This is a genomic window from Pseudotabrizicola algicola, from assembly GCF_010915705.1.
Lineage (GTDB): Bacteria > Pseudomonadota > Alphaproteobacteria > Rhodobacterales > Rhodobacteraceae > Pseudotabrizicola > Pseudotabrizicola algicola.
The window spans coordinates 241339-259486 of record NZ_JAAIKE010000003.1; the positions used below are offsets into that span (position 1 = coordinate 241339).

The following is an 18148-nucleotide window of genomic DNA, read 5'->3' on the forward strand; positions in this document are numbered from 1 at the left end:
GATTGTCCTCCCGTGGTTGGTTTTCTGTCTTTGGTCTTCTGTGGTTATCGAAGCAGGGCCAGCGAAATGCCGGGGACGTAGGTGATCAGCATTAGGTTGCCGATCAGCACCGCCAGAAACACTGCCAGCGGGCGCATCAGTTGCTCCATCGAGATCTTGGCGATCCCGCAGGCGATGAAGAGGTTGACCCCGACCGGCGGCGTGACCATGCCGACCGCAAGATTGACGATCATGATCATGCCGAAATGCACGGGATGGATGCCGTAGCTGGCGGCAATCGGGGCGAGGATCGGGCCAAGGATGATGATGGCGGCAAAGGTTTCCATGAACATTCCGACGCCGATCAGAAACACATTGACCAGCAGCAGGAAGATCAGGGGGTTGTCGGTCAGCGTGCTGAGCAGCCCGCCGATCATTTGCGGCGCGCGCATCAGGTGCAGGGCAAAGCCGAACATCGCGGCGAAGGCGACGATGATCATCACCACCGCCGAGGTCACGGCTGCGCTTGCAAAGATGCGCGGCATGTCCCGCAGGCTGATTTCACGGTAGACGACGACGCTGAGGAAGATAGCGTAGACCACGGCCACCACCGCTGCCTCGGTCGCGGTGAAGATGCCGCCGAAGATACCTCCCAGAATGATGACAGGCAGGAACAGCGACAGAGAGGCCCGTGCGGCGGCGGTTCCGACGCGGCGCAGGTAGGGGCCGTGCTGGAATGGCTGCCGCTCGCCATAGCCCATCACCATCGACATCAAGATGACGGTGGCAATCAGCGACAGGCCGATCATCAGGCCGGGCAGAAAGCCCGCGATGAACATCTCGGTGATCGAAACGCCTGTCGTCACGCCATAGATAATCATCGCGACCGAAGGCGGAATGATGACCCCCAACTCGCCCGATGCCGCAGTGGTGGCGGCGCTGAAGGGGCGCGGATATTTCTGTTTCTCCATCTCTGGAATCAGCATCGAGCCCACGGCTGCCGCAGTTGCAGCCGATGATCCCGAAATCGTCGCAAACAGCATCGAGGTCAGCACGACCGCCGCCGCCAGCCCGCCCCGCACCCATGACAGCAGGGCCTTGGCCAGATCGACCAGCCGTTCGGCGATGCCGCCGAACTGCATCAGGCGGCCCGCCAGAACGTAAAGGGGCAGCGCCATCAGCGTGAAGCTGTCGAGGGACTCGAACACCACCTGCGGCACGGCGATAAGGGGAATCCCCCGCTCGATCAGATAGGGCAGCGAGGCCATGCCAAGCGCAAGGGCGATCGGCACGCTGATGGCGAAGAGGCCCAGAAGGATCAGGATCAGCATCGCCATGACCTAAACCTCCGGCGCGTCATCGGCGGCGTAACGGATGTCACGGCCGGAAAGGGCGGTATCGAGGATCAGGGTCAGCGCATTGATGAACATGAGCGATGCGCCCACCGGCATCGCCCAATAGACATAATCCTTGGTGATCCCCAGCACGGGGCTTGTCTCTGTCCGTCCGAGGTTGACGAAAGACAACCCGACCCAGACCATCATCACGAAGAAGCCAAGGCACAGCAGGATCGACAGGTAGCGCACCGGCACGCCGATCTTTGCGGGCAGTTTACGCACGCCGAATTCCAGCGCGATCATCTGCGCATGGCGCACGCCCACGCCCGCGCCCAGAAACACCATCCAGATCAGCGCATAGCGCGCCAGTTCTTCTGTCCACGGGGCACTGATGTTGACGCCTGCCGCTGTCAGGACAAAGCGCACGGTGACCTGACCAAAGACCGAGACGGTCACCACCATGAGCAACAAGCCGACAAGGATCGTGACGCCGGAGTTCAGTTTGTCGATGGCGGTCACGATGCTTCGCAAAGCGGTCTTCCTTGATGATCCAAACCTGCGGGCTGCCCCGTGCGGAGGCGTGTTGCCCCGCTTTCCCAAGGGGCGGCGAACCCTTGTTTCAATTTGTTCACTAGAATCGATTTGTGCGCAATAGTTTCTTTTGTTCGGATAGTGCACAAACTGCGAGATGCCATGCTTGTGGCCCCATGCGCTTGCTGCGGCGCTCAGCGCCGGCCGATCGGGTGCATGCTGCGGCGGTGAAAGTCTTTCATGCCGGCCGCCTTCAGGGTCAGCCGACTTATCTTCCAGCCCTGCGGTGTGCGCAGAAATTCATGATGGTATTGCGCCCACAACTCGCCGTCCGGCGCGCCGGAATGGTAGCGGTGCCATGCGTAAAGATAGCAGATGCTGCGGGCAAAATCCTCAGATTCAAGGCGAATATCGATGTTTGATACATGATGGCTGGTCGCGGCAAAGGTCGTGTTCAGGCCGGTTGCCACCGCGGCGTGGATCGCATCCGCGCCATGCAAGGTCGCAGCCTCCGGTCCGTAATCCACCACCGCATCGGGGGTGAACAGCGCCGCCAGCTGTTCGGGTTCATTCCGGTCGAAATGGTAGCAATAGGCCCGGATCAGCGCGGAAATCGCCTCGCGGTCCAGCAGGGTTTGCAGCGCGTGTGTCGTATCCATTCTGACTTTCCTTGGCTTGCCTTGTGCATAGATCGCACATTTGTTCTTTGATCGGGTCAGGTTCTGCGTGCCAGAAGCTGCCGAACGGCAAGCAGCAACAGAACGATCAGCCCCGAGACAAAGGTTCCGATCACCGCAATCGCAGGCACCAAGGGCGAGTAATTGGTTGCCGTCCGGGAAAACAGCCAGAGCGGCAAGGGTGTATCGGCGCCGCTGGTGTAGACCGAAAGCGGCAGATTCGACCAAGACAGCAGAAAGGCGAAGAGCGCGCCGGAAAAGATCCCCGGCCAGAGCGCGGGCAGCGTGATCTCGCGCGCCACCTGCCAGCGTGAGGCCCCCAGATCAAAGGCGGCTTCCTCTTGCGCCACGTCATACCCGAACAGCCGGATCGAGATCACAAGTGTCACGATGGGGACGATCCAGACCGCATGGGCCACCACGGCGGTTTTCCAGCTTGGCGCAATGCCAAGCGCCGACATTGACAGCAGCAAGGCAAGCCCGAGAACGGGCTGGGGGAAAAAGATCGGCAGCACGATAAGGCGCTGGAACAGACTGCGCCCTTTCCAGTCATAGCGCGCATAGGCCATTGCGCCGATGGTCCCCAGCAGCACCGATACGAGCACCACGCAGAGCGCGATCTGGAGCGAGATCATGTGCAGGGTAACGGTGGTGTAATCTGCCGCCGCTGCGCGATAGGCGTCCAGCGTCCAGACCCGATGCGGAAAGCGCATGTAGCGCGTGTTGGCCAAGGAGGCGAGGATGACAGAGACGATGGGCAGGTAAAGGGCCGTCACCACGGTTCCGACCCAGATCACCTTGAGCCACAGGATGTGCCGCCCCCCGCTCATCGCCGCAGCATCCGGTTAAGGTCAATCCGCCGCACCGCCGGAAACACCAGCGCTGCGGTGACGACGATCACCAGCACGGTCAGCGCGGCCCCCATGGGCCAATCCTGCGCGTAGTTGAAGCGCTGTTCGATGGTTGCAGTGATGACGGTGACCGCCCGTCCGCCCAGAATGGCGGCCTCGGCATTGGCGCCAAGGCAGAGCACAAAGGTCAGCAATCCGCCGACCAGCAGACCGGGCGCAGCGAGCGGAAGTTCCACTTCGCGCAGCACGGCCCATGAACTTGCCCCGAGGTCACGCGCGGCCTCTATCCTGTCGGCGGGGATCATGGCGACGCCCAGCAGCAGGGGGAACAGCATGAAGGGAAAATGTATGTAGATCATGCCGACCAGGGCCGCGAGACGGGTGTTGAGGATGGTTCCGATCTGCACATCGAACAGTGCATTGAGCGTTCCGGCCAGAATGCCGCCGCCCGGCATCAGGAATACCGACAGGCCAAAGAGGCGGACGCTTTCGGAGATGAAGATCGGCAGGGCAATCAGCGCGGTGACAAGGCTGGCCCAGCGGCCTGTGTGGCGGTGCAATATCTTGGCCGTCGGCCAAGCCAGCACTGCGGTGATGAGTGTGGTCAGCGCGGCCCCGAGCAGCGACCACATCAAGGGCCGCCCGTAACCGTCGGCAAAGGCGCTGCGATAGTTTTGCAGGCCGATATCGGTGGTCAGCGCAAAGCTGCGTGGTGGCATCAGACTATACCAGACCACAATCACCATAGGGGCCGCAAAGAACAGCAGCATCGCCACGATCAGCGGCAGCGCATACCAAAGACCCGGATTGCGGCGCATCAGCTGTCCACCCATGCGATGTCGGCCGGATCAAAGCCAAAGCGCGCGGTTTGTCCAACCTCCAGCGCGCTGCGGGGGCCGGCGGCAACTTCTGCGATCAGCGCGGTATTCCCCGCCCTGAGGTGAAATTGCGTGCGCGAGCCCAGCATCAGCTTTTGCGTGACCAAGGCATCGAAGGACGGACCTTCGCCCGCGCCGGGCGACAAGGCTTCGGGGCGCAAGACGGCGAAGGCCCCCGGTGCCTGCGGTGCGGGCAGATCAAGATCGGCAAAGTGCGGGGTGCCCTTTGTCCGGCTGATCTCCAGAATGTTTACCTCTCCCATGAAGCTTGCAACAAAGCGGCTGTTGGGGCGGCGATAGATTTCATCCGGCGTGCCGATCTGTTCAAACCGGCCCGTCCGCATGATGGCGATACGGTCTGACATCACCATCGCCTCTTCGAGGCTGTGGGTGATGTAGATGAAGGTCTTTCCGGTGCGCTGATGCAGTTCTTTCAGTTCTACTTCGAGCGTTTTGCGCAAGCGGTAGTCGATGGCGGACAGGGGTTCGTCAAAGAACAGGATTTCCGGGTCGGACCCCAGCGCGCGCGCAAGGGCCACCCTTTGCCTTTCCCCGCCCGAACATTGGGTGACGGGGCGCGGATAGTAGTCCTCGGGCAAACGCACGAGGCGCAACAGGTCCAGCGCGCGGGCGCGGCGCTCTGCCTGAGGAACGCCTTTCATCTTCATCGCGAATTCGATGTTCTGACCGACGCTGCGGTGATCGAACAAGGCCAGCGATTGAAACACCATCGCAGTTGGCCTGCGGTTGGCGGGCACCTCGGTGATATCTGTCCCGCGCAGGTGCAGACGGCCCGTCGTGGGCGTATCCAGCCCCGCCAGCAACCGCACGAGAGAAGATTTCCCGCTGCCTGACGGGCCGACGATGGTGAAGAACTCGCCGTCGCGAATATCGAGAGAGATGTCGTCGACGGCGGTCTTGCTGCCGAAACGCTTTGTAAGACCCGTCAGCGTCAGGGCCGGCGGGGGAAGTGCCATGCCTTAACCCCGAGCGCGCATCGCGGCCGAATAGATGTCATACAGACGGTCATAATCCGGCACGATGTCGAATTCGACAGCATTGGCGATGCGCTCGTCGAATTCATCCCATTGGATTGCCGCCAATTCCTCGGTGCTGAAACGCGACATCAGCTCGGGGTTGGCCATCTGGGCGACGGGTTGGAAGTTTCCGTTGCCGCGCGCCACGATCTCTGCTGCGTCGGGCGTTGTGATGAACTCAAGGAAATCAAGCGCCGCGTCCAGCGGATCGGGGTTGTTCACCGCCGAGTTGATTTCGATCCAGTTGATGCCGCCCTTGCCATCTGCCGGACCCGAGTTCGGCGTAATCGCATAAAGGTTTTCCACACCCTCCAGCCGCGCCGCCGCCGTGGTATAGGTGCCGCCCGTAAAATAGAGGTCGATCTCGCCGTTCAGGATCGCAAGGTTCAGCTGCACGAAATCGGTGGTGATCAGCTTGGCATTCTGGATCCAGCGCTTTGCGGTTTCCTCAAAGCGCGCCACCTCTTCATCGGTCTTGACCTTGAAGGGATGCACCCCCGCGCCCATGCAGATGTCCATCACGTTCCAGTCTTCATAGGCCAGAATGCCATAGCGCCCGCTGAAATCGGGGTTGTTGAACAGGTCCCAGCCTTCGTCCTTGGCCAGTTGGGGCGAGATCACGTCAGAGTTGACGACGAAATCAAAGGTTTCGTAACGCTGCACCACGCCCAGAAGGTGGTTGCCGTCCTCGCTCATTGCCCAGGGGTAGGGGGCGGCAAACTTGGGTTTCATCTGGGCATAGAGCGGTTCAAAACGATCACGCGGCAGTTCCCGGATGAGCCCCGCCGGCCACATCTCGCCCCGCGCCCACGGGTTGTTGACGTTGATGAAATCCCAGACCGCCGTTTCCCCTGCCCGCAGACGGTTCACCGAGCTCGGGTCCGAAATGTGAATCTCGTAGCGGATATCGCCGCCCGTCTGCTCTTTCCAAAGCGCCAGCAAGCGCGGGTCGGCATAGGCATCCCATGTCAGCAAGGACAGCGGGCGCGACTGTGCCGCCGCCGCACGCGGAAGGCCTGCCGCCGCGGCGCCTGCTGCCAGGCCTTGCATGAACTTTCGCCTACTGACCGAGTGCTGCATAGGGGTGCGCAGCGGGTTGCGAGATGCCATCTGGGAGAGAATACGATCGCGGTTCATGGGGGCCTCCTTGTTCGCTATGCGAACTGTTATGCGCTATTTTGATTCTTTCAATCGGAATTTTTCAATCATCCGGAGAAGCTATTTTCGTTTTCGCCCTACGGTGGCACGCCTTCTGCCATAAAAATAAGCGAAGCGGCGCTGTCTGCGCCGTTGATCTTGCGCCTTTTGTCTTTCTGGCTGTCTGGCGACAGGCTTGCCCTGATCGTGGTGATCGTAAACAAATGTGCGTAGAATCATAAGCTCAGGCAGAAAGGTTGCCCCATGCCGTCTGTTTTTCTTTCCACCACATCACGCGATATTCCGGTTGTGCCAGAACGCGCCGCGCTGCTTTTCATCGATGTGCAGAACTTTTCCTGCCATCCCGACGGTGCGGAATGGGCGATGATGCCCCCGGATGAGCGGGCTCAAAAGCGCGATCCCTTCCTTGCCCATTTCAACGCGGAAACCCTGCCCCGAATGCAACGGTTGCAGGCGGCCGCGCGGGCGGCGGGGATCGAGGTGATGTATACCACCATCGAGAGCCTGACTCTCGATGGGCGTGACCGCAGCCTTGATTACAAGATCAGCGGCTTCAACGTGCCGAAAGGGTCTTGGGACGGCAAGGTGCTGGAGGCCATTGCGCCGCAAGGTGATGAGATTGTTCTGCCAAAGTCGTCGTCCAGTGTCTTTGTCTCGACCCACATAGACTACATCCTGCGCAATCTGGGGGTGCAGCAGGTGATCGTTTCGGGCGTGTTGACCGATCAATGCGTCGAGAGCGCGATCCGCGATGCCTGCGATCTGGGGTATCTGGTGACGCAGGTCACAGATGCCTGTGCCACCTTCGGGCCGGAGCGGCAGGCTGCCTCGCTGAACGCCATCAAGGGCTATTGCCGCCAGATCACCACCGATGCACTGGTCCGCGAACTCGAGGGCTGAGCGCACTTTGGGCGCTATGCGAACTTTAGTGCGAAAAATGTAGACATGCTGTGGGCGGCTCCTGTAGCATCACGGGGCAATCTGGAAACTTTTGTTTTCAGCGCGCACAGAACAGCCACAGGGAAACCCGATGCTCCAACTTCGCGCCCACGCCTTTCGCAGGGATCGCCTGTCATGAACCCTGAACGCGTCTGGGAGACGCCGGAAAGCGAATGGCGCGCCGTGGTCAATCAGGTGCGCGCCGGACAGGCACTGCGACCCGATCGCTGGCCCAACGGGGCGCGGGCAGCGGTTGCGCTGTCTTTCGACGCCGATCACGAGACGTTTGAGCTGGGGCAGGGGCGCGCCGCCATTGGCCGTCTGGCGTGGGGAGAGTTCGGGCGCCGCACGGGCGTGCCGCGTGTGCTGGAGGTTTTGCGGCGGCATGACGTGCGGGCCACCTTTTTTACGCCCGCCGTCGCCGCGCTGATCGACCCCTACGCGATGCGCCCCATCACCGATGCGGGCCATGAGGTCGGGGTGCATGGCTGGATGCATGAAAACACCTCGCGTCTGGATCGTGCGACAGAGCGCGAACTGATGCTGCGCGCCCGTGATACGCTGGAACAGATCACCGGACAGCGCCCTGTCGGGCACCGCGCGGCGCAATGGGACCTGAGCCCGCATACCATCGAACTGGTCGCAGAGCTCGGCTTTGCCTATGACAGCAGCATGATGGCCGATGACGAGTGTTACGAACTCGTCGTCAAGGGCAGGGCCACGGGCCTCGTCGAGGTGCCTGTCGAATGGGTGCGCGATGATGCGGTTTATCTTCTGTTCAACCGCGACCCCGCCACCCGGCCCTGGACCCCGCCCGAAGCCGTGTTCGACATCTTCCGGCGCGAGTTCGATGCGGCTTTTGACGAGGGCGGCCTGTTCCAACTGGTGATGCATCCCTTTGTCATCGGCTACCGCTCGCGGATCTGGATTTTGGATCAGTTGATCGCCCATGCCCGCGCGCGCGGTCCGATCTGGTTCGCGACACATGCGGAAATCGCCGACTGGGTCTGGCGGCACCGCACCGGATCGCAGTGACTCCATTTTTGCGCAAAGGACACCCCATGCTCAGGTTCTATTACAACGCGGCGCCCAACCCCCTGAAGGTGGCGCTTTTTCTGGAAGAGTCCGGTCTCGCCTATGAGGGCATCGCGGTAGACACAAAGCGCGGCCAGCAGCACGAACCGGCCTATTTGGCGATCAACCCCAACGCCAAGGTTCCCGCTCTGGTTGACGGCGATGTGGTGGTGTTCGACAGCAACGCGATCCTTCTCTATCTGGCCGAGAAAACCGGAATGTTTCTGCCGGACGAAAGCCCCGTCGCCCGCGGCGCCTTGCTGTCATGGCTGATGTTCATTGCTTCGGGTGTCGGGCCGTTTTCGGGGCAGGCCGTGCATTTTCGCAACTTCGCGCCCGGCGATCACCCCTATGCGCGCAAGCGCTATACCTTCGAGGCCCGCCGCCATTGGCGCATCATCGAAGACCGTCTGGGCCAAGGACGTTACATGATGGGGGACCCTTACACGATCCTCGATATGGCCATCTGGGGTTGGGCGCCGCGGATACCCGCGATGCTGGGCGAGGATGCGATGGCCGAGTTTCCCAACATCGCCCGCTTGATGGCCGAGCTTGACGCCCGCCCCGCCGCGCAACGGGCGCTGACGCTGAAAGATCGCCACGCTTTCAAGCTGGAAATGGATGAAGACGCTTTGCGCGCGATGTATCCGCAGATTTTTGCGCCGGACCCGGCCTGATGCGAACCGCTGTTGTTACCGGAGCCGGGTCGGGCATCGGGCGGGCCGTGGCTGCGCGGCTTGCCTTTGACGGGCTGGCGGTTCTTTGCGCCGATCTGAACGAAAGTGCCGCAGCGGAAACCGCCGCCGAATTGACTCGCGCCGGCTACGCCGCGCGCGCGGTGCATGCCGACATTGCCGATGAAGTCTCTGTCGCCGCGATGGTTGCGCAGACCCTTGAGTGGACGGGGCGCATCGACATTTGCATCGCCAATGCGGGTGCGATGATAGAGGGCGATCTGCTTTCGCTTTCGCTCGAGCAGTGGAACCGTGCGCTTGAGATCAATGCCACGGGTGCGTTTCTGACAGCCCGTGCGGTGATGCCGCATCTTCTGGTGCAGGGCGGCACCTTGGTGTTCACCGCCTCTACCGTCGGTCTCGCGGGTATGAAGGGCGTTGCCGCCTATTCTGCCGCAAAGGGGGCGGTGGTGGCGTTGACCCGTCAGCTTGCGGCCGATTATGCCGCGCGCGGTGTCAGGGTAAACGCCGTTGCCCCCGGTGCGGTGCGCACGCCGTTGTCTGAATCGCAGTTCCGCGCCCGCGCACGCGATGACGATGATTTCGAAGCGCAGCTGAAGCAGGTGATCGCACGCTATCCGATCTCGCGATGGGGGACCGCGCCCGAAATTGCCGAGGTGGTGCTGTTTCTAGCGACGGAGCGGTCCTCTTGGATGACTGGGCAGATCATTCCGGTCGATGGGGGGCTGCTCGAAGTCCGTTGATCGCGCGCGGGACGCTGGCAGGGATGATGCGAGAAATTCATATTTTTGTTTAAAAATATGAATTTCAATCACATTCGGAAATAAGGTAACCAACCCCCTCCGTTACAGGGGCCAGTTGCCATGCTCGATATCCAGACCCGGAACGCCGCTTTGACCGCGCTTGCGCGCGATCGTATCCTGATCCTTGACGGGGCGATGGGAACGCAGATTCAGGCCCTCGGCCTGAGTGAAGAAGATTATGCCGGCCAGAGCGGGGGCTGCGCCTGCCACCCTGCGTCCGAGCATCCGCAGAAGGGCAACAATGACCTTTTGATCCTGACCCAGCCGCAGGCGATTGAAGATATCCACTTTGCCTATGCGATGGCGGGGGCCGATATCGTCGAGACGAACACGTTTTCCTCGACCACCATCGCGCAGGCCGATTACGGGATGGAAGCGGCGGTGCATGAGCTTAACGCGCAGGGCGCACGCCTCGCCCGCCGCGCCTTGGACCGCGCGACGGCGATCGACGGGCGTCCGCGTTTTGTCGCGGGGGCGATCGGTCCGACCAACCGCACGGCCAGTCTCAGCCCCGATGTGAACGATCCCGGCTATCGCGCCGTGACCTTTGACGATCTGCGCCTTGCCTATGGCCAGCAGGTGCGCGGGTTGGTGGCCGGCGGGGCGGATATCATCCTGATCGAAACCATCTTTGACACCTTGAATGCAAAGGCGGCGATCTTTGCCTGTTTCGAGGTGTTCGCCGAAACTGCACGGCGTTTGCCGCTGATGATTTCCGGCACCATCACCGATGCGTCGGGGCGCACGCTTTCGGGGCAGACCCCGACGGCCTTCTGGTATTCGGTCGCCCATGCCCGCCCGTTTACCGTCGGACTGAATTGCGCGCTTGGCGCTTCGGCCATGCGGCCCCATCTGGCCGAACTTGCGGGGGTGTCGAACACCTTTACCTGCGCTTACCCGAATGCGGGGCTGCCCAATGCCTTTGGCCAATATGACGAAAGCCCGGACGCCACCGCCGCGCAGGTCGCCGAGTTTGCCCGTGACGGCCTTGTAAATGTGGTGGGCGGCTGCTGCGGCACCACGCCCGAGCATATCCGCGCCATCGCCGACGCCGTTGCAGGCCATACACCAAGGAGCGTGCCATGACCCGTTATCTGCGCCTGTCCGGGCTGGAGCCGTTCACGCTGACCCCCGATATCCCGTTTGTGAATATCGGAGAGCGGACGAATGTCACCGGCTCGGCCCGCTTTCGCAAGCTGATCGTGAACCGCGATTACGCCGCCGCGCTGGAGGTTGCGCGCGATCAGGTGGAAAACGGCGCGCAGATCATCGACATCAACATGGATGAGGGGCTGATTGACTCCAAATCCGCGATGGTCGAATTCCTCAACCTGCTGGCGGCCGAGCCCGATATCGCCCGCGTTCCCGTGATGATCGACAGTTCCAAATGGGAGGTGATCGAGGCCGGGTTGAAATGCGTGCAAGGCAAGCCGGTGGTGAACTCGATCAGCCTCAAGGAAGGGGAGGCCACGTTCAGGCATCAGGCCGGGTTGTGTCTGGCCTATGGCGCGGCAGTCGTCGTCATGGCCTTTGACGAGGACGGTCAGGCCGACAGTTTCGCCCGAAAGACCGAAATATGCGCCCGCGCCTACCGCATTCTGGTCGAGGAGGTCGGCTTTCCGCCCGAGGATATCATCTTCGATCCGAACATCTTTGCCGTCGCCACCGGAATTGAAGAGCACAACAACTACGGTGTCGATTTCCTGCAGGCGACGCGATGGATCAGGCAGAACCTGCCGCATGCCCATGTGTCGGGCGGGGTGTCTAACCTGTCGTTCAGCTTTCGCGGCAATGATCCTGTGCGCGAGGCGATGCACGCCGTGTTTCTCTATCACGCCATTCAGGCGGGGATGGATATGGGCATCGTCAATGCGGGGCAATTGGCGGTTTATGACCAGATCGACCCCGAATTGCGCGACGCCTGCGAAGATGTGGTGCTGAACCGCCGCGCCGATGCGACGGACAGGTTGCTCGACCTTGCCGAGCGCTTCAAGGGCGGCGCGCGCGAGGAAAAGCAGCGTGATCTGGCGTGGCGGGACTGGCCCGTGGAAAAGCGGCTGGAACATGCGCTGGTCAACGGCATCACCGAATTCATCGAGGAAGATACCGAAGCCGCGCGCCAGATGGCAGAGCGCCCGCTGCATGTGATCGAAGGCCCGCTGATGGCGGGTATGAACGTGGTGGGCGACCTGTTCGGCGCGGGCAAGATGTTCTTGCCGCAGGTGGTGAAATCGGCCCGCGTGATGAAGCAGGCAGTCGCGGTGTTGCTGCCCTATATGGATGCCGAAAAGCTGGCCAACGGCGGCGAAGGGCGGCAGACGGCGGGCAAGGTCCTGATGGCCACGGTCAAGGGCGATGTGCATGACATTGGCAAGAACATCGTTGGCGTTGTGCTGGCCTGCAACAATTACGAGATCATCGATCTGGGCGTGATGGTGCCGCCGCAAAAGATCCTTGAGGTGGCGCGCGCGGAAAAGGTGGATGTGATCGGACTGTCCGGTCTGATCACGCCCAGCCTTGATGAGATGGTGCATCTGGCGTCCGAAATGCAGCGCGAGGGTTTTACCATCCCCTTGCTGATCGGGGGCGCGACCACGTCAAAGGTGCATACGGCGGTGAAGATCGCGCCGCGCTATGCCGGTCCTGCGGTCTATGTGCTTGATGCCAGCCGTGCGGTGGGGGTGGTGAGCGCCTTGCTGAGCCCCGCGCAGCAGGGGCCCTTCGTCGAGGCTTTGCGCGCGGAGTATCGCGATGTGGCGGATCGGCACGAACGGAATGAACGTGCCAAGCAACGCCTGCCCTTGGCGCAGGCCCGCGCCAATGCGCTGCAACTGGAGTGGCAGGGCTATGACGTGCCTGCGCCACGCTTCCTCGGGGCAAGGGTGATCGACGACTGGGATCTGACGGAGATTGCCCGCTACATCGACTGGACACCTTTCTTCCAGACGTGGGAACTCAAGGGCAGTTACCCCAAGATACTCGACGATCCCGCGCAGGGCGAAGCCGCCCGCGCGCTGTTTGCCGATGCGCAGGCGATGGTGCAGCGGATCATCGCCGAGCGTTGGTTCGGTCCACGTGCGGTGGTGGGCTTCTGGCCTGCCAATGCGGTGGGGGAAGACATCCGTCTGTTTGCCGACGAGACGCGGGCGGAACCGCTCGCCACCCTGCACACTCTGCGCCAACAGCATGCCAAGCGCGAAGGCCGTCCCAATGTGGCGCTTGCCGATTTCGTGGCACCCGAGGGCAGCGCGCGTGACTATGTCGGCGGCTTCGTGGTGACGGCAGGGCCGGAAGAGGCCGAGATCGCCGCCCGCTTCGACCGCGCGAATGACAATTATGCGGCCATTCTGGTCAAGGCGCTTGCCGACCGTTTCGCCGAAGCCATGGCCGAGATGCTGCATCAACGGGTGCGCCGCGAGCTTTGGGGATATGCACCGGACGAAGCCTTTGCCCCCGACGAACTGGTGGGCGAACCCTATCGCGGCATCCGCCCCGCACCGGGCTATCCGGCGCAACCCGATCACACGGAAAAGCGCACCCTGTTCCGCCTTCTGGATGCCGAGGCGGCGACCGGTGTCACGCTGACCGAAAGCATGGCGATGTGGCCGGGGTCCTCGGTTTCGGGCCTCTATATCGGTCATCCGGACGCTTATTACTTTGGGGTGGCCAAGGTAGAACGCGATCAGGTGGCGGATTATGCACGCCGCAAAGGCATGGAATTGGACGAGGCCGAACGCTGGCTGGCGCCCATCCTCAATTACGTTCCCGCTCCGACCACCGCGCTTGCGGCAGAATGATGACACAAGATGTTGACATCAGATCGCCAATTGGGCCAATTGGTAGCGTCATGGTGACCCGGGGCGACTCGGGGATGAAAAGGGAAGCCGGTGCGGGTCGTGACCCAAAGCCGGTGCTGCCCCCGCAACTGTAAGCGGCGAGCGACGCTGAGATGCCACTGGGCCAGGTGCTCGGGAAGGCCAGCCGAGCCCCGACCCGCGAGCCAGGAGACCTGCCCTGACACGAGACGACCGAAACCATGCGGCGGGCATGGGGCGTGTTCAGGGCGGGGGCTCCCGCTCGGTTCCGTGCCTGTTCCCGCAAGACATTTCTACAAGGGACACAGGGCATGACCATCACCGTTTATTCCAAACCCGCTTGCGTGCAATGCACCGCCACCACGCGCGCGCTGGACGCCAAAGGCATTGCCTACAGCGTTGTCGACCTGACCGAAGATGCCGAGGCGATGGAACGGGTGTTGTCGATGGGCTATCGTCAGGCCCCTGTGGTGGTGGCCGGCGGCGCGCATTGGGCAGGGTTCCGCCCCGATATGATCGGGCAACTGGCCTGATCCTGTGGCGGGGCTGGTCTACTATTCCTCGGGCTCCGGCAATACGGCGCGCTTTATCGCTGCGCTTGGCTTGCCCGCAGACCGGATTCCCGTCCGCCCCGCCGATCCGATGCCGACACCTGCCGCGCCCTTCGTGCTGGTCTGCCCGACCTATGCAGACGGGCAGGGCAACGGTGCGGTGCCGAAACAGGTGATCGCCTTTCTGAACGATCCCGCCCGCCGCGCCCTGATCCGAGGGGTCATCGCGGCCGGCAACCGCAACTTCGGCGCAACCTTCGCCCTTGCGGGCAAGGTGATCGCGCAAAAATGCAATGTCCCGCTGCTTTACAGCTTCGAACTGGCGGGAACCGAAACCGATATTGCCCGTGTGCGCACGGGCCTTGACCGCTTCTGGGGGGCAGAATGCTTGACGCCGTGAAACCTGCGCTGGATTACCACGCGCTCAATGCCATGCTGAACCTGTATGACGAACAGGGCCGCATCCGGTTCGAGGCCGACCGCATGGCCGCGCGGCAGTATTTCCTGCAGCATGTGAACCAGAACACGGTGTTCTTTCACTCTCTGGACGAAAAGCTGGGGTATCTGGTGGCGGAAGGCTATTACGAAGCCGCCGTGCTGGACCAGTATTCGCGCAACTTCCACCGCCAGATCTGGGACGCGGCCTATGCGGTAAAGTTCCGCTTTCCCACCTTTCTGGGCGCGTTCAAGTATTACACCAGCTACACGCTGAAAACGCGCGACGGGCAGCGCTATCTGGAGCGTTATGAAGACCGCGTGGTCATGGTCGCGCTGACGCTGGCGCGCGGCGATGAGGCGCTTGCCCTGCGCTTCATGCACGAAATGCTTGCGGGGCGTTTCCAGCCTGCCACGCCCACCTTCCTCAATGCCGGCAAGGCGCAGCGCGGGGAACTGATCTCGTGCTTCCTCCTCCGGGTCGAGGACAACATGGAATCGATCGGGCGCAGCATAAACTCGGCGCTGCAACTGTCGAAACGGGGCGGCGGTGTTGCCCTGATGCTGACCAACCTGCGCGAGGCAGGCGCGCCGATCAAGGGCATCGAAAACCAGTCCTCGGGCGTGATTCCGGTGATGAAACTGCTTGAAGACAGCTTTTCCTACGCCAACCAGCTTGGCGCGCGTCAGGGGGCGGGGGCGGTCTATCTGAACGCGCATCACCCCGATATTCTGCGCTTCCTCGACACCAAGCGCGAGAATGCGGATGAGAAGATCCGCATCAAGACGCTGTCCCTCGGGGTGGTCATTCCCGACATCACCTTCGAATTGGCGAAGAAGAACCACGATATGTATCTGTTCTCGCCGCATGATGTGGAACGGGTCTACGGCGTGCCGTTCTCGGAAATCTCGGTCACCGAGAAATACGCGGAAATGGTCGATGACAAGCGCATCAAGAAGCGCAAGATCAACGCCCGCGAATTCTTCCAGACGATTGCCGAGATCCAGTTTGAATCTGGCTATCCTTACATCATGTTCGAAGACACGGTGAACCGCGCCAACCCGATTGCGGGGCGGATCAGCATGTCGAACCTGTGTTCCGAAATCCTGCAGGTGAATGAGGCGAGCGCCTATAACGATGACCTGAGCTATGCCCATCTTGGCACCGACATTTCCTGCAATCTGGGGTCCCTCAACATTGCCGCCACGATGGATGGCCCCGATTTTGGCGCGACCGTCGAGAATGCCATCCGCGCGCTGACCGCCGTTTCGGAAATGTCGGCCATCAACTCGGTGCCGTCGATCCGGCGCGGCAATGACGAGGCCCATGCGGTGGGGCTGGGGCAGATGAACCTGCACGGCTTTCTGGCGCGCGAGCGGATTCATTACGGCAGCGCCGAGGGGGTAGAGTTTACATCGGTCTATTTTGCCGCCGTCGCCTATCACGCCATCCGCACCTCGTGCCTGTTGGCGCAGGAAAAGGGGGCCACGTTCAAGGACTTTGCCAGCTCGACCTATGCCGATGGCAGTTTCTTTGACAAATACACCAGCCGCGACTGGCTGCCGACCCTGCCGGATGTGGCGCGGGTCTTTGAGGGCATATCCCTGCCCACGCGCGAGGATTGGGCCAAGTTGCGCGCCGATGTGATGACGCATGGCCTTTACAACCGAAACCTGCAGGCGGTGCCGCCCACGGGGTCGATCAGCTACATCAACAATTCGACCAGTTCGATCCACCCCATCGTGTCGAAGATCGAGATCCGCAAGGAAGGCAAGATCGGCCGCGTCTATTACCCCGCCGCCTTCATGACCAATGACAATCTGGACTACTACCGCGATGCCTATGAAATCGGTCCCGAGGCGATCATCGACACCTATGCGGCCGCAACCGAGCATGTGGATCAGGGGCTGAGCCTGACCCTGTTCTTCCCCGCCGAGGCGACGACCCGCGACATCAACCGCGCGCAGATCTACGCGTGGAAGAAGGGCATCAAGACCATCTACTACATCCGCCTGCGCCAGACCGCGCTGGAAGGCACCGAGGTTCAGGGCTGCGTTTCCTGCACGTTGTGAGAAGGGCAGCGGCGGGGGGCAGCCCCCCCTATGGCATTGGCAGGCGCACCCTTGGCGCCTTCAATGCCCAACCCTGTGGGACATTTGAGGACAGAAAATGAAAGATATGATCACCCCTCTCGCCGTGCCGCGCGCCATCAACTGGAACCGGCTTCAGGATGACAAGGATCTGGAGGTCTGGAACCGCCTGACGGTGAACTTCTGGCTGCCGGAAAAGGTGCCGCTCTCGAATGACGTGCAAAGCTGGGCCATGCTGCGCCCCGAAGAGCGCACGTTGACGATCCGCGTGTTCACGGGCCTGACCCTGCTCGACACCATCCAGAACACGGTGGGTGCGCCCGCCCTGATGCCCGATGCGCAGACCCCGCATGAAGAGGCGGTGCTGACCAACATCGCCTTCATGGAGGCGGTGCATGCGCGCAGCTATTCCTCGATCTTCTCGACGCTTTGTTCCACCAAAGAGGTGGATGAGGCCTTCCGCTGGTCGGAGGACAACCCCCATCTTCAGGCCAAGGCCCGCGCTATTCTGACGGAATATGCACCGGGTGCCGATCCTCTCAAGCGCAAGATCGCTTCGGTCTTTCTCGAAAGCTTCCTGTTCTATTCCGGCTTCTATCTGCCGATGTTCTGGTCCAGCCGCGGCAGGCTGACCAACACCGCCGATCTGATCCGCCTGATCATCCGTGACGAGGCGGTGCATGGCTATTACGTCGGCTACAAGTTCCAGCGGGCGCTGGAGCGTGAATCCGAGGCGCGCAAGGCCGAGTTGAAGGATTATGCCTTCGCGCTGATGTTCGATCTTTACGACATTGAGGCCAAGTATTCGGCAGAGCTTTACGACGGCATCGGCCTGACCGAAGACGTGAAGGCCTTTCTGCATTACAACGCGAACAAGGCGCTGCAAAACCTCGGGTACGAGCCTCTCTTCCCGCCTGCGGCCTGCGAGGTCAATCCGGCGATCCTTGCCGCCTTGTCGCCCGACAGCGAAAACCACGATTTCTTCTCCGGCTCGGGCTCGTCTTACGTCATCGGCAAGGCGGTTGCGACGCAGGACGAAGACTGGGATTTCTGACGGCACGGCCACGCCGGATCGGCAGCAGCCCACGGGGAAACCCGTGGGCTTTTATGTCTGCGCCCGGCAGCATCCGCCAAACCGCAAAAAGGACCGGATCGCGGGTGGCCCGGCCTTGGCGGACCAGTGTTCCGTATCCCTCCATCTTCGGCGGACGACGGAGGAATGATCCGGCACAGGACCGGAACGACATTCCCGCGCCCGCCTGACCTTGCCGGGAAATCAAGGGCTTGCAGAGTTGAA

At 61.7% G+C, this 18148-nt stretch carries 17 protein-coding genes and 1 riboswitch; of the genes, 10 read left to right on the plus strand and 7 right to left on the minus strand.

The genetic code is table 11. The features are described from left to right. Positions 1–44 precede the first annotated feature (44 nt). The 7 genes from G3572_RS10830 to G3572_RS10860 all read right to left on the minus strand — a co-directional run bounded on the left by G3572_RS10830 (position 45) and on the right by G3572_RS10860 (position 6427). A complete protein-coding gene (locus tag G3572_RS10830) occupies positions 45–1316 on the minus strand; it encodes a TRAP transporter large permease (protein ID WP_164611669.1) in 1272 nt (423 codons plus the stop codon). Between the two features lie 3 nt (positions 1317–1319). Further along, on the minus strand, positions 1320–1847 hold the full coding sequence (locus tag G3572_RS10835; RefSeq protein WP_164611671.1) for a TRAP transporter small permease: 528 nt from the start codon (positions 1845–1847) through the stop codon (positions 1320–1322). Between the two features lie 194 nt (positions 1848–2041). Continuing rightward, on the minus strand, positions 2042–2506 hold the full coding sequence (locus G3572_RS10840; protein WP_164611673.1) for a nuclear transport factor 2 family protein: 465 nt from the start codon (positions 2504–2506) through the stop codon (positions 2042–2044). 56 nt (positions 2507–2562) lie between these two features. Beyond that, positions 2563–3354, minus strand: a complete 792-nt coding sequence (locus G3572_RS10845) for an ABC transporter permease (protein WP_164611675.1) — start codon at positions 3352–3354, stop codon at positions 2563–2565. Beyond that, entirely contained in the window at positions 3351–4193 is an 843-nt protein-coding gene (locus tag G3572_RS10850; RefSeq protein ID WP_164611677.1) for an ABC transporter permease, read from the minus strand. Before G3572_RS10850 ends, G3572_RS10845 begins: the two co-directional genes overlap by 4 nt. After that, complete coding sequence (locus tag G3572_RS10855; RefSeq protein WP_164611678.1) at positions 4193–5230, minus strand: ABC transporter ATP-binding protein; 1038 nt, start codon at positions 5228–5230, stop codon at positions 4193–4195. Before G3572_RS10855 ends, G3572_RS10850 begins: the two co-directional genes overlap by 1 nt. Before the next feature lie 3 nt (positions 5231–5233). Continuing rightward, positions 5234–6427, minus strand: coding sequence for an extracellular solute-binding protein (locus G3572_RS10860; RefSeq protein ID WP_354004020.1), 1194 nt, complete (start codon positions 6425–6427; stop codon positions 5234–5236). Positions 6428–6691: 264 nt separating this feature from the next. Between G3572_RS10860 and G3572_RS10865 the strand changes: the two genes are divergently transcribed. The 10 genes from G3572_RS10865 (at position 6692) to nrdF (ending at position 17905) form a co-directional block, all read left to right on the plus strand. Continuing rightward, positions 6692–7348, plus strand: coding sequence for a cysteine hydrolase family protein (locus G3572_RS10865; protein WP_164611680.1), 657 nt, complete (start codon positions 6692–6694; stop codon positions 7346–7348). Between the two features lie 174 nt (positions 7349–7522). Next, the gene (locus tag G3572_RS10870) at positions 7523–8422 is read left to right on the plus strand and encodes a polysaccharide deacetylase family protein (RefSeq protein ID WP_164611682.1); all 900 of its coding nucleotides are present in this window, start codon (positions 7523–7525) and stop codon (positions 8420–8422) included. Between the two features lie 26 nt (positions 8423–8448). Beyond that, positions 8449–9138 carry a glutathione S-transferase family protein gene (locus tag G3572_RS10875; RefSeq protein WP_164611684.1) on the plus strand — a complete coding sequence of 230 codons (690 nt, stop codon included), beginning with the start codon at positions 8449–8451 and terminating at the stop codon, positions 9136–9138. After that, positions 9138–9899, plus strand: a complete 762-nt coding sequence (locus tag G3572_RS10880; protein ID WP_164611686.1) for an SDR family NAD(P)-dependent oxidoreductase — start codon at positions 9138–9140, stop codon at positions 9897–9899. The genes G3572_RS10875 and G3572_RS10880 overlap by 1 nt, the downstream gene beginning before the upstream one ends. 120 nt (positions 9900–10019) lie before the next feature. Further along, the gene (locus G3572_RS10885) at positions 10020–11045 is read left to right on the plus strand and encodes a homocysteine S-methyltransferase family protein (protein ID WP_164611688.1); all 1026 of its coding nucleotides are present in this window, start codon (positions 10020–10022) and stop codon (positions 11043–11045) included. After that, on the plus strand, positions 11042–13756 hold the full coding sequence (metH, locus tag G3572_RS10890; RefSeq protein ID WP_164611690.1) for a methionine synthase: 2715 nt from the start codon (positions 11042–11044) through the stop codon (positions 13754–13756). The genes G3572_RS10885 and metH overlap by 4 nt, the downstream gene beginning before the upstream one ends. A gap of 34 nt (positions 13757–13790) precedes the next feature. Then, positions 13791–13990, plus strand: a riboswitch (cobalamin riboswitch). A gap of 95 nt (positions 13991–14085) precedes the next feature. Then, positions 14086–14307, plus strand: coding sequence for a glutaredoxin-like protein NrdH (nrdH, locus tag G3572_RS10895; protein ID WP_164611692.1), 222 nt, complete (start codon positions 14086–14088; stop codon positions 14305–14307). Between the two features lie 4 nt (positions 14308–14311). Continuing rightward, on the plus strand, positions 14312–14725 hold the full coding sequence (nrdI, locus tag G3572_RS10900; protein ID WP_164611694.1) for a class Ib ribonucleoside-diphosphate reductase assembly flavoprotein NrdI: 414 nt from the start codon (positions 14312–14314) through the stop codon (positions 14723–14725). After that, positions 14710–16833: a class 1b ribonucleoside-diphosphate reductase subunit alpha gene (gene nrdE / locus G3572_RS10905; RefSeq protein WP_164611696.1), complete on the plus strand. Its 2124-nt coding sequence runs from the start codon at positions 14710–14712 to the stop codon at positions 16831–16833. The genes nrdI and nrdE overlap by 16 nt, the downstream gene beginning before the upstream one ends. A gap of 97 nt (positions 16834–16930) precedes the next feature. Next, positions 16931–17905, plus strand: a complete 975-nt coding sequence (gene nrdF, locus G3572_RS10910) for a class 1b ribonucleoside-diphosphate reductase subunit beta (protein ID WP_164611698.1) — start codon at positions 16931–16933, stop codon at positions 17903–17905. Positions 17906–18148: the final 243 nt, after the last annotated feature.

What these genes read in the sequence shown, in the direction of transcription:
- nrdF (WP_164611698.1), top strand. Translation starts at nt 16,931, where the DNA reads ATGAAAGATATGATCACCCCTCTCGCCGTGCCGCGCGCCATCAACTGG.
- nrdE (WP_164611696.1), top strand. Translation starts at nt 14,710, where the DNA reads ATGCTTGACGCCGTGAAACCTGCGCTGGATTACCACGCGCTCAATGCC.
- G3572_RS10875 (WP_164611684.1), top strand. Translation starts at nt 8,449, where the DNA reads ATGCTCAGGTTCTATTACAACGCGGCGCCCAACCCCCTGAAGGTGGCG.
- G3572_RS10850 (WP_164611677.1), bottom strand. Translation starts at nt 4,193, where the DNA reads ATGCGCCGCAATCCGGGTCTTTGGTATGCGCTGCCGCTGATCGTGGCG.
- G3572_RS10885 (WP_164611688.1), top strand. Translation starts at nt 10,020, where the DNA reads ATGCTCGATATCCAGACCCGGAACGCCGCTTTGACCGCGCTTGCGCGC.
- G3572_RS10855 (WP_164611678.1), bottom strand. Translation starts at nt 5,230, where the DNA reads ATGGCACTTCCCCCGCCGGCCCTGACGCTGACGGGTCTTACAAAGCGT.
- G3572_RS10860 (WP_354004020.1), bottom strand. Translation starts at nt 6,427, where the DNA reads ATGAACCGCGATCGTATTCTCTCCCAGATGGCATCTCGCAACCCGCTG.
- metH (WP_164611690.1), top strand. Translation starts at nt 11,042, where the DNA reads ATGACCCGTTATCTGCGCCTGTCCGGGCTGGAGCCGTTCACGCTGACC.
- G3572_RS10830 (WP_164611669.1), bottom strand. Translation starts at nt 1,316, where the DNA reads ATGGCGATGCTGATCCTGATCCTTCTGGGCCTCTTCGCCATCAGCGTG.
- G3572_RS10880 (WP_164611686.1), top strand. Translation starts at nt 9,138, where the DNA reads ATGCGAACCGCTGTTGTTACCGGAGCCGGGTCGGGCATCGGGCGGGCC.
- nrdH (WP_164611692.1), top strand. Translation starts at nt 14,086, where the DNA reads ATGACCATCACCGTTTATTCCAAACCCGCTTGCGTGCAATGCACCGCC.
- G3572_RS10845 (WP_164611675.1), bottom strand. Translation starts at nt 3,354, where the DNA reads ATGAGCGGGGGGCGGCACATCCTGTGGCTCAAGGTGATCTGGGTCGGA.
- G3572_RS10865 (WP_164611680.1), top strand. Translation starts at nt 6,692, where the DNA reads ATGCCGTCTGTTTTTCTTTCCACCACATCACGCGATATTCCGGTTGTG.
- G3572_RS10870 (WP_164611682.1), top strand. Translation starts at nt 7,523, where the DNA reads ATGAACCCTGAACGCGTCTGGGAGACGCCGGAAAGCGAATGGCGCGCC.
- G3572_RS10840 (WP_164611673.1), bottom strand. Translation starts at nt 2,506, where the DNA reads ATGGATACGACACACGCGCTGCAAACCCTGCTGGACCGCGAGGCGATT.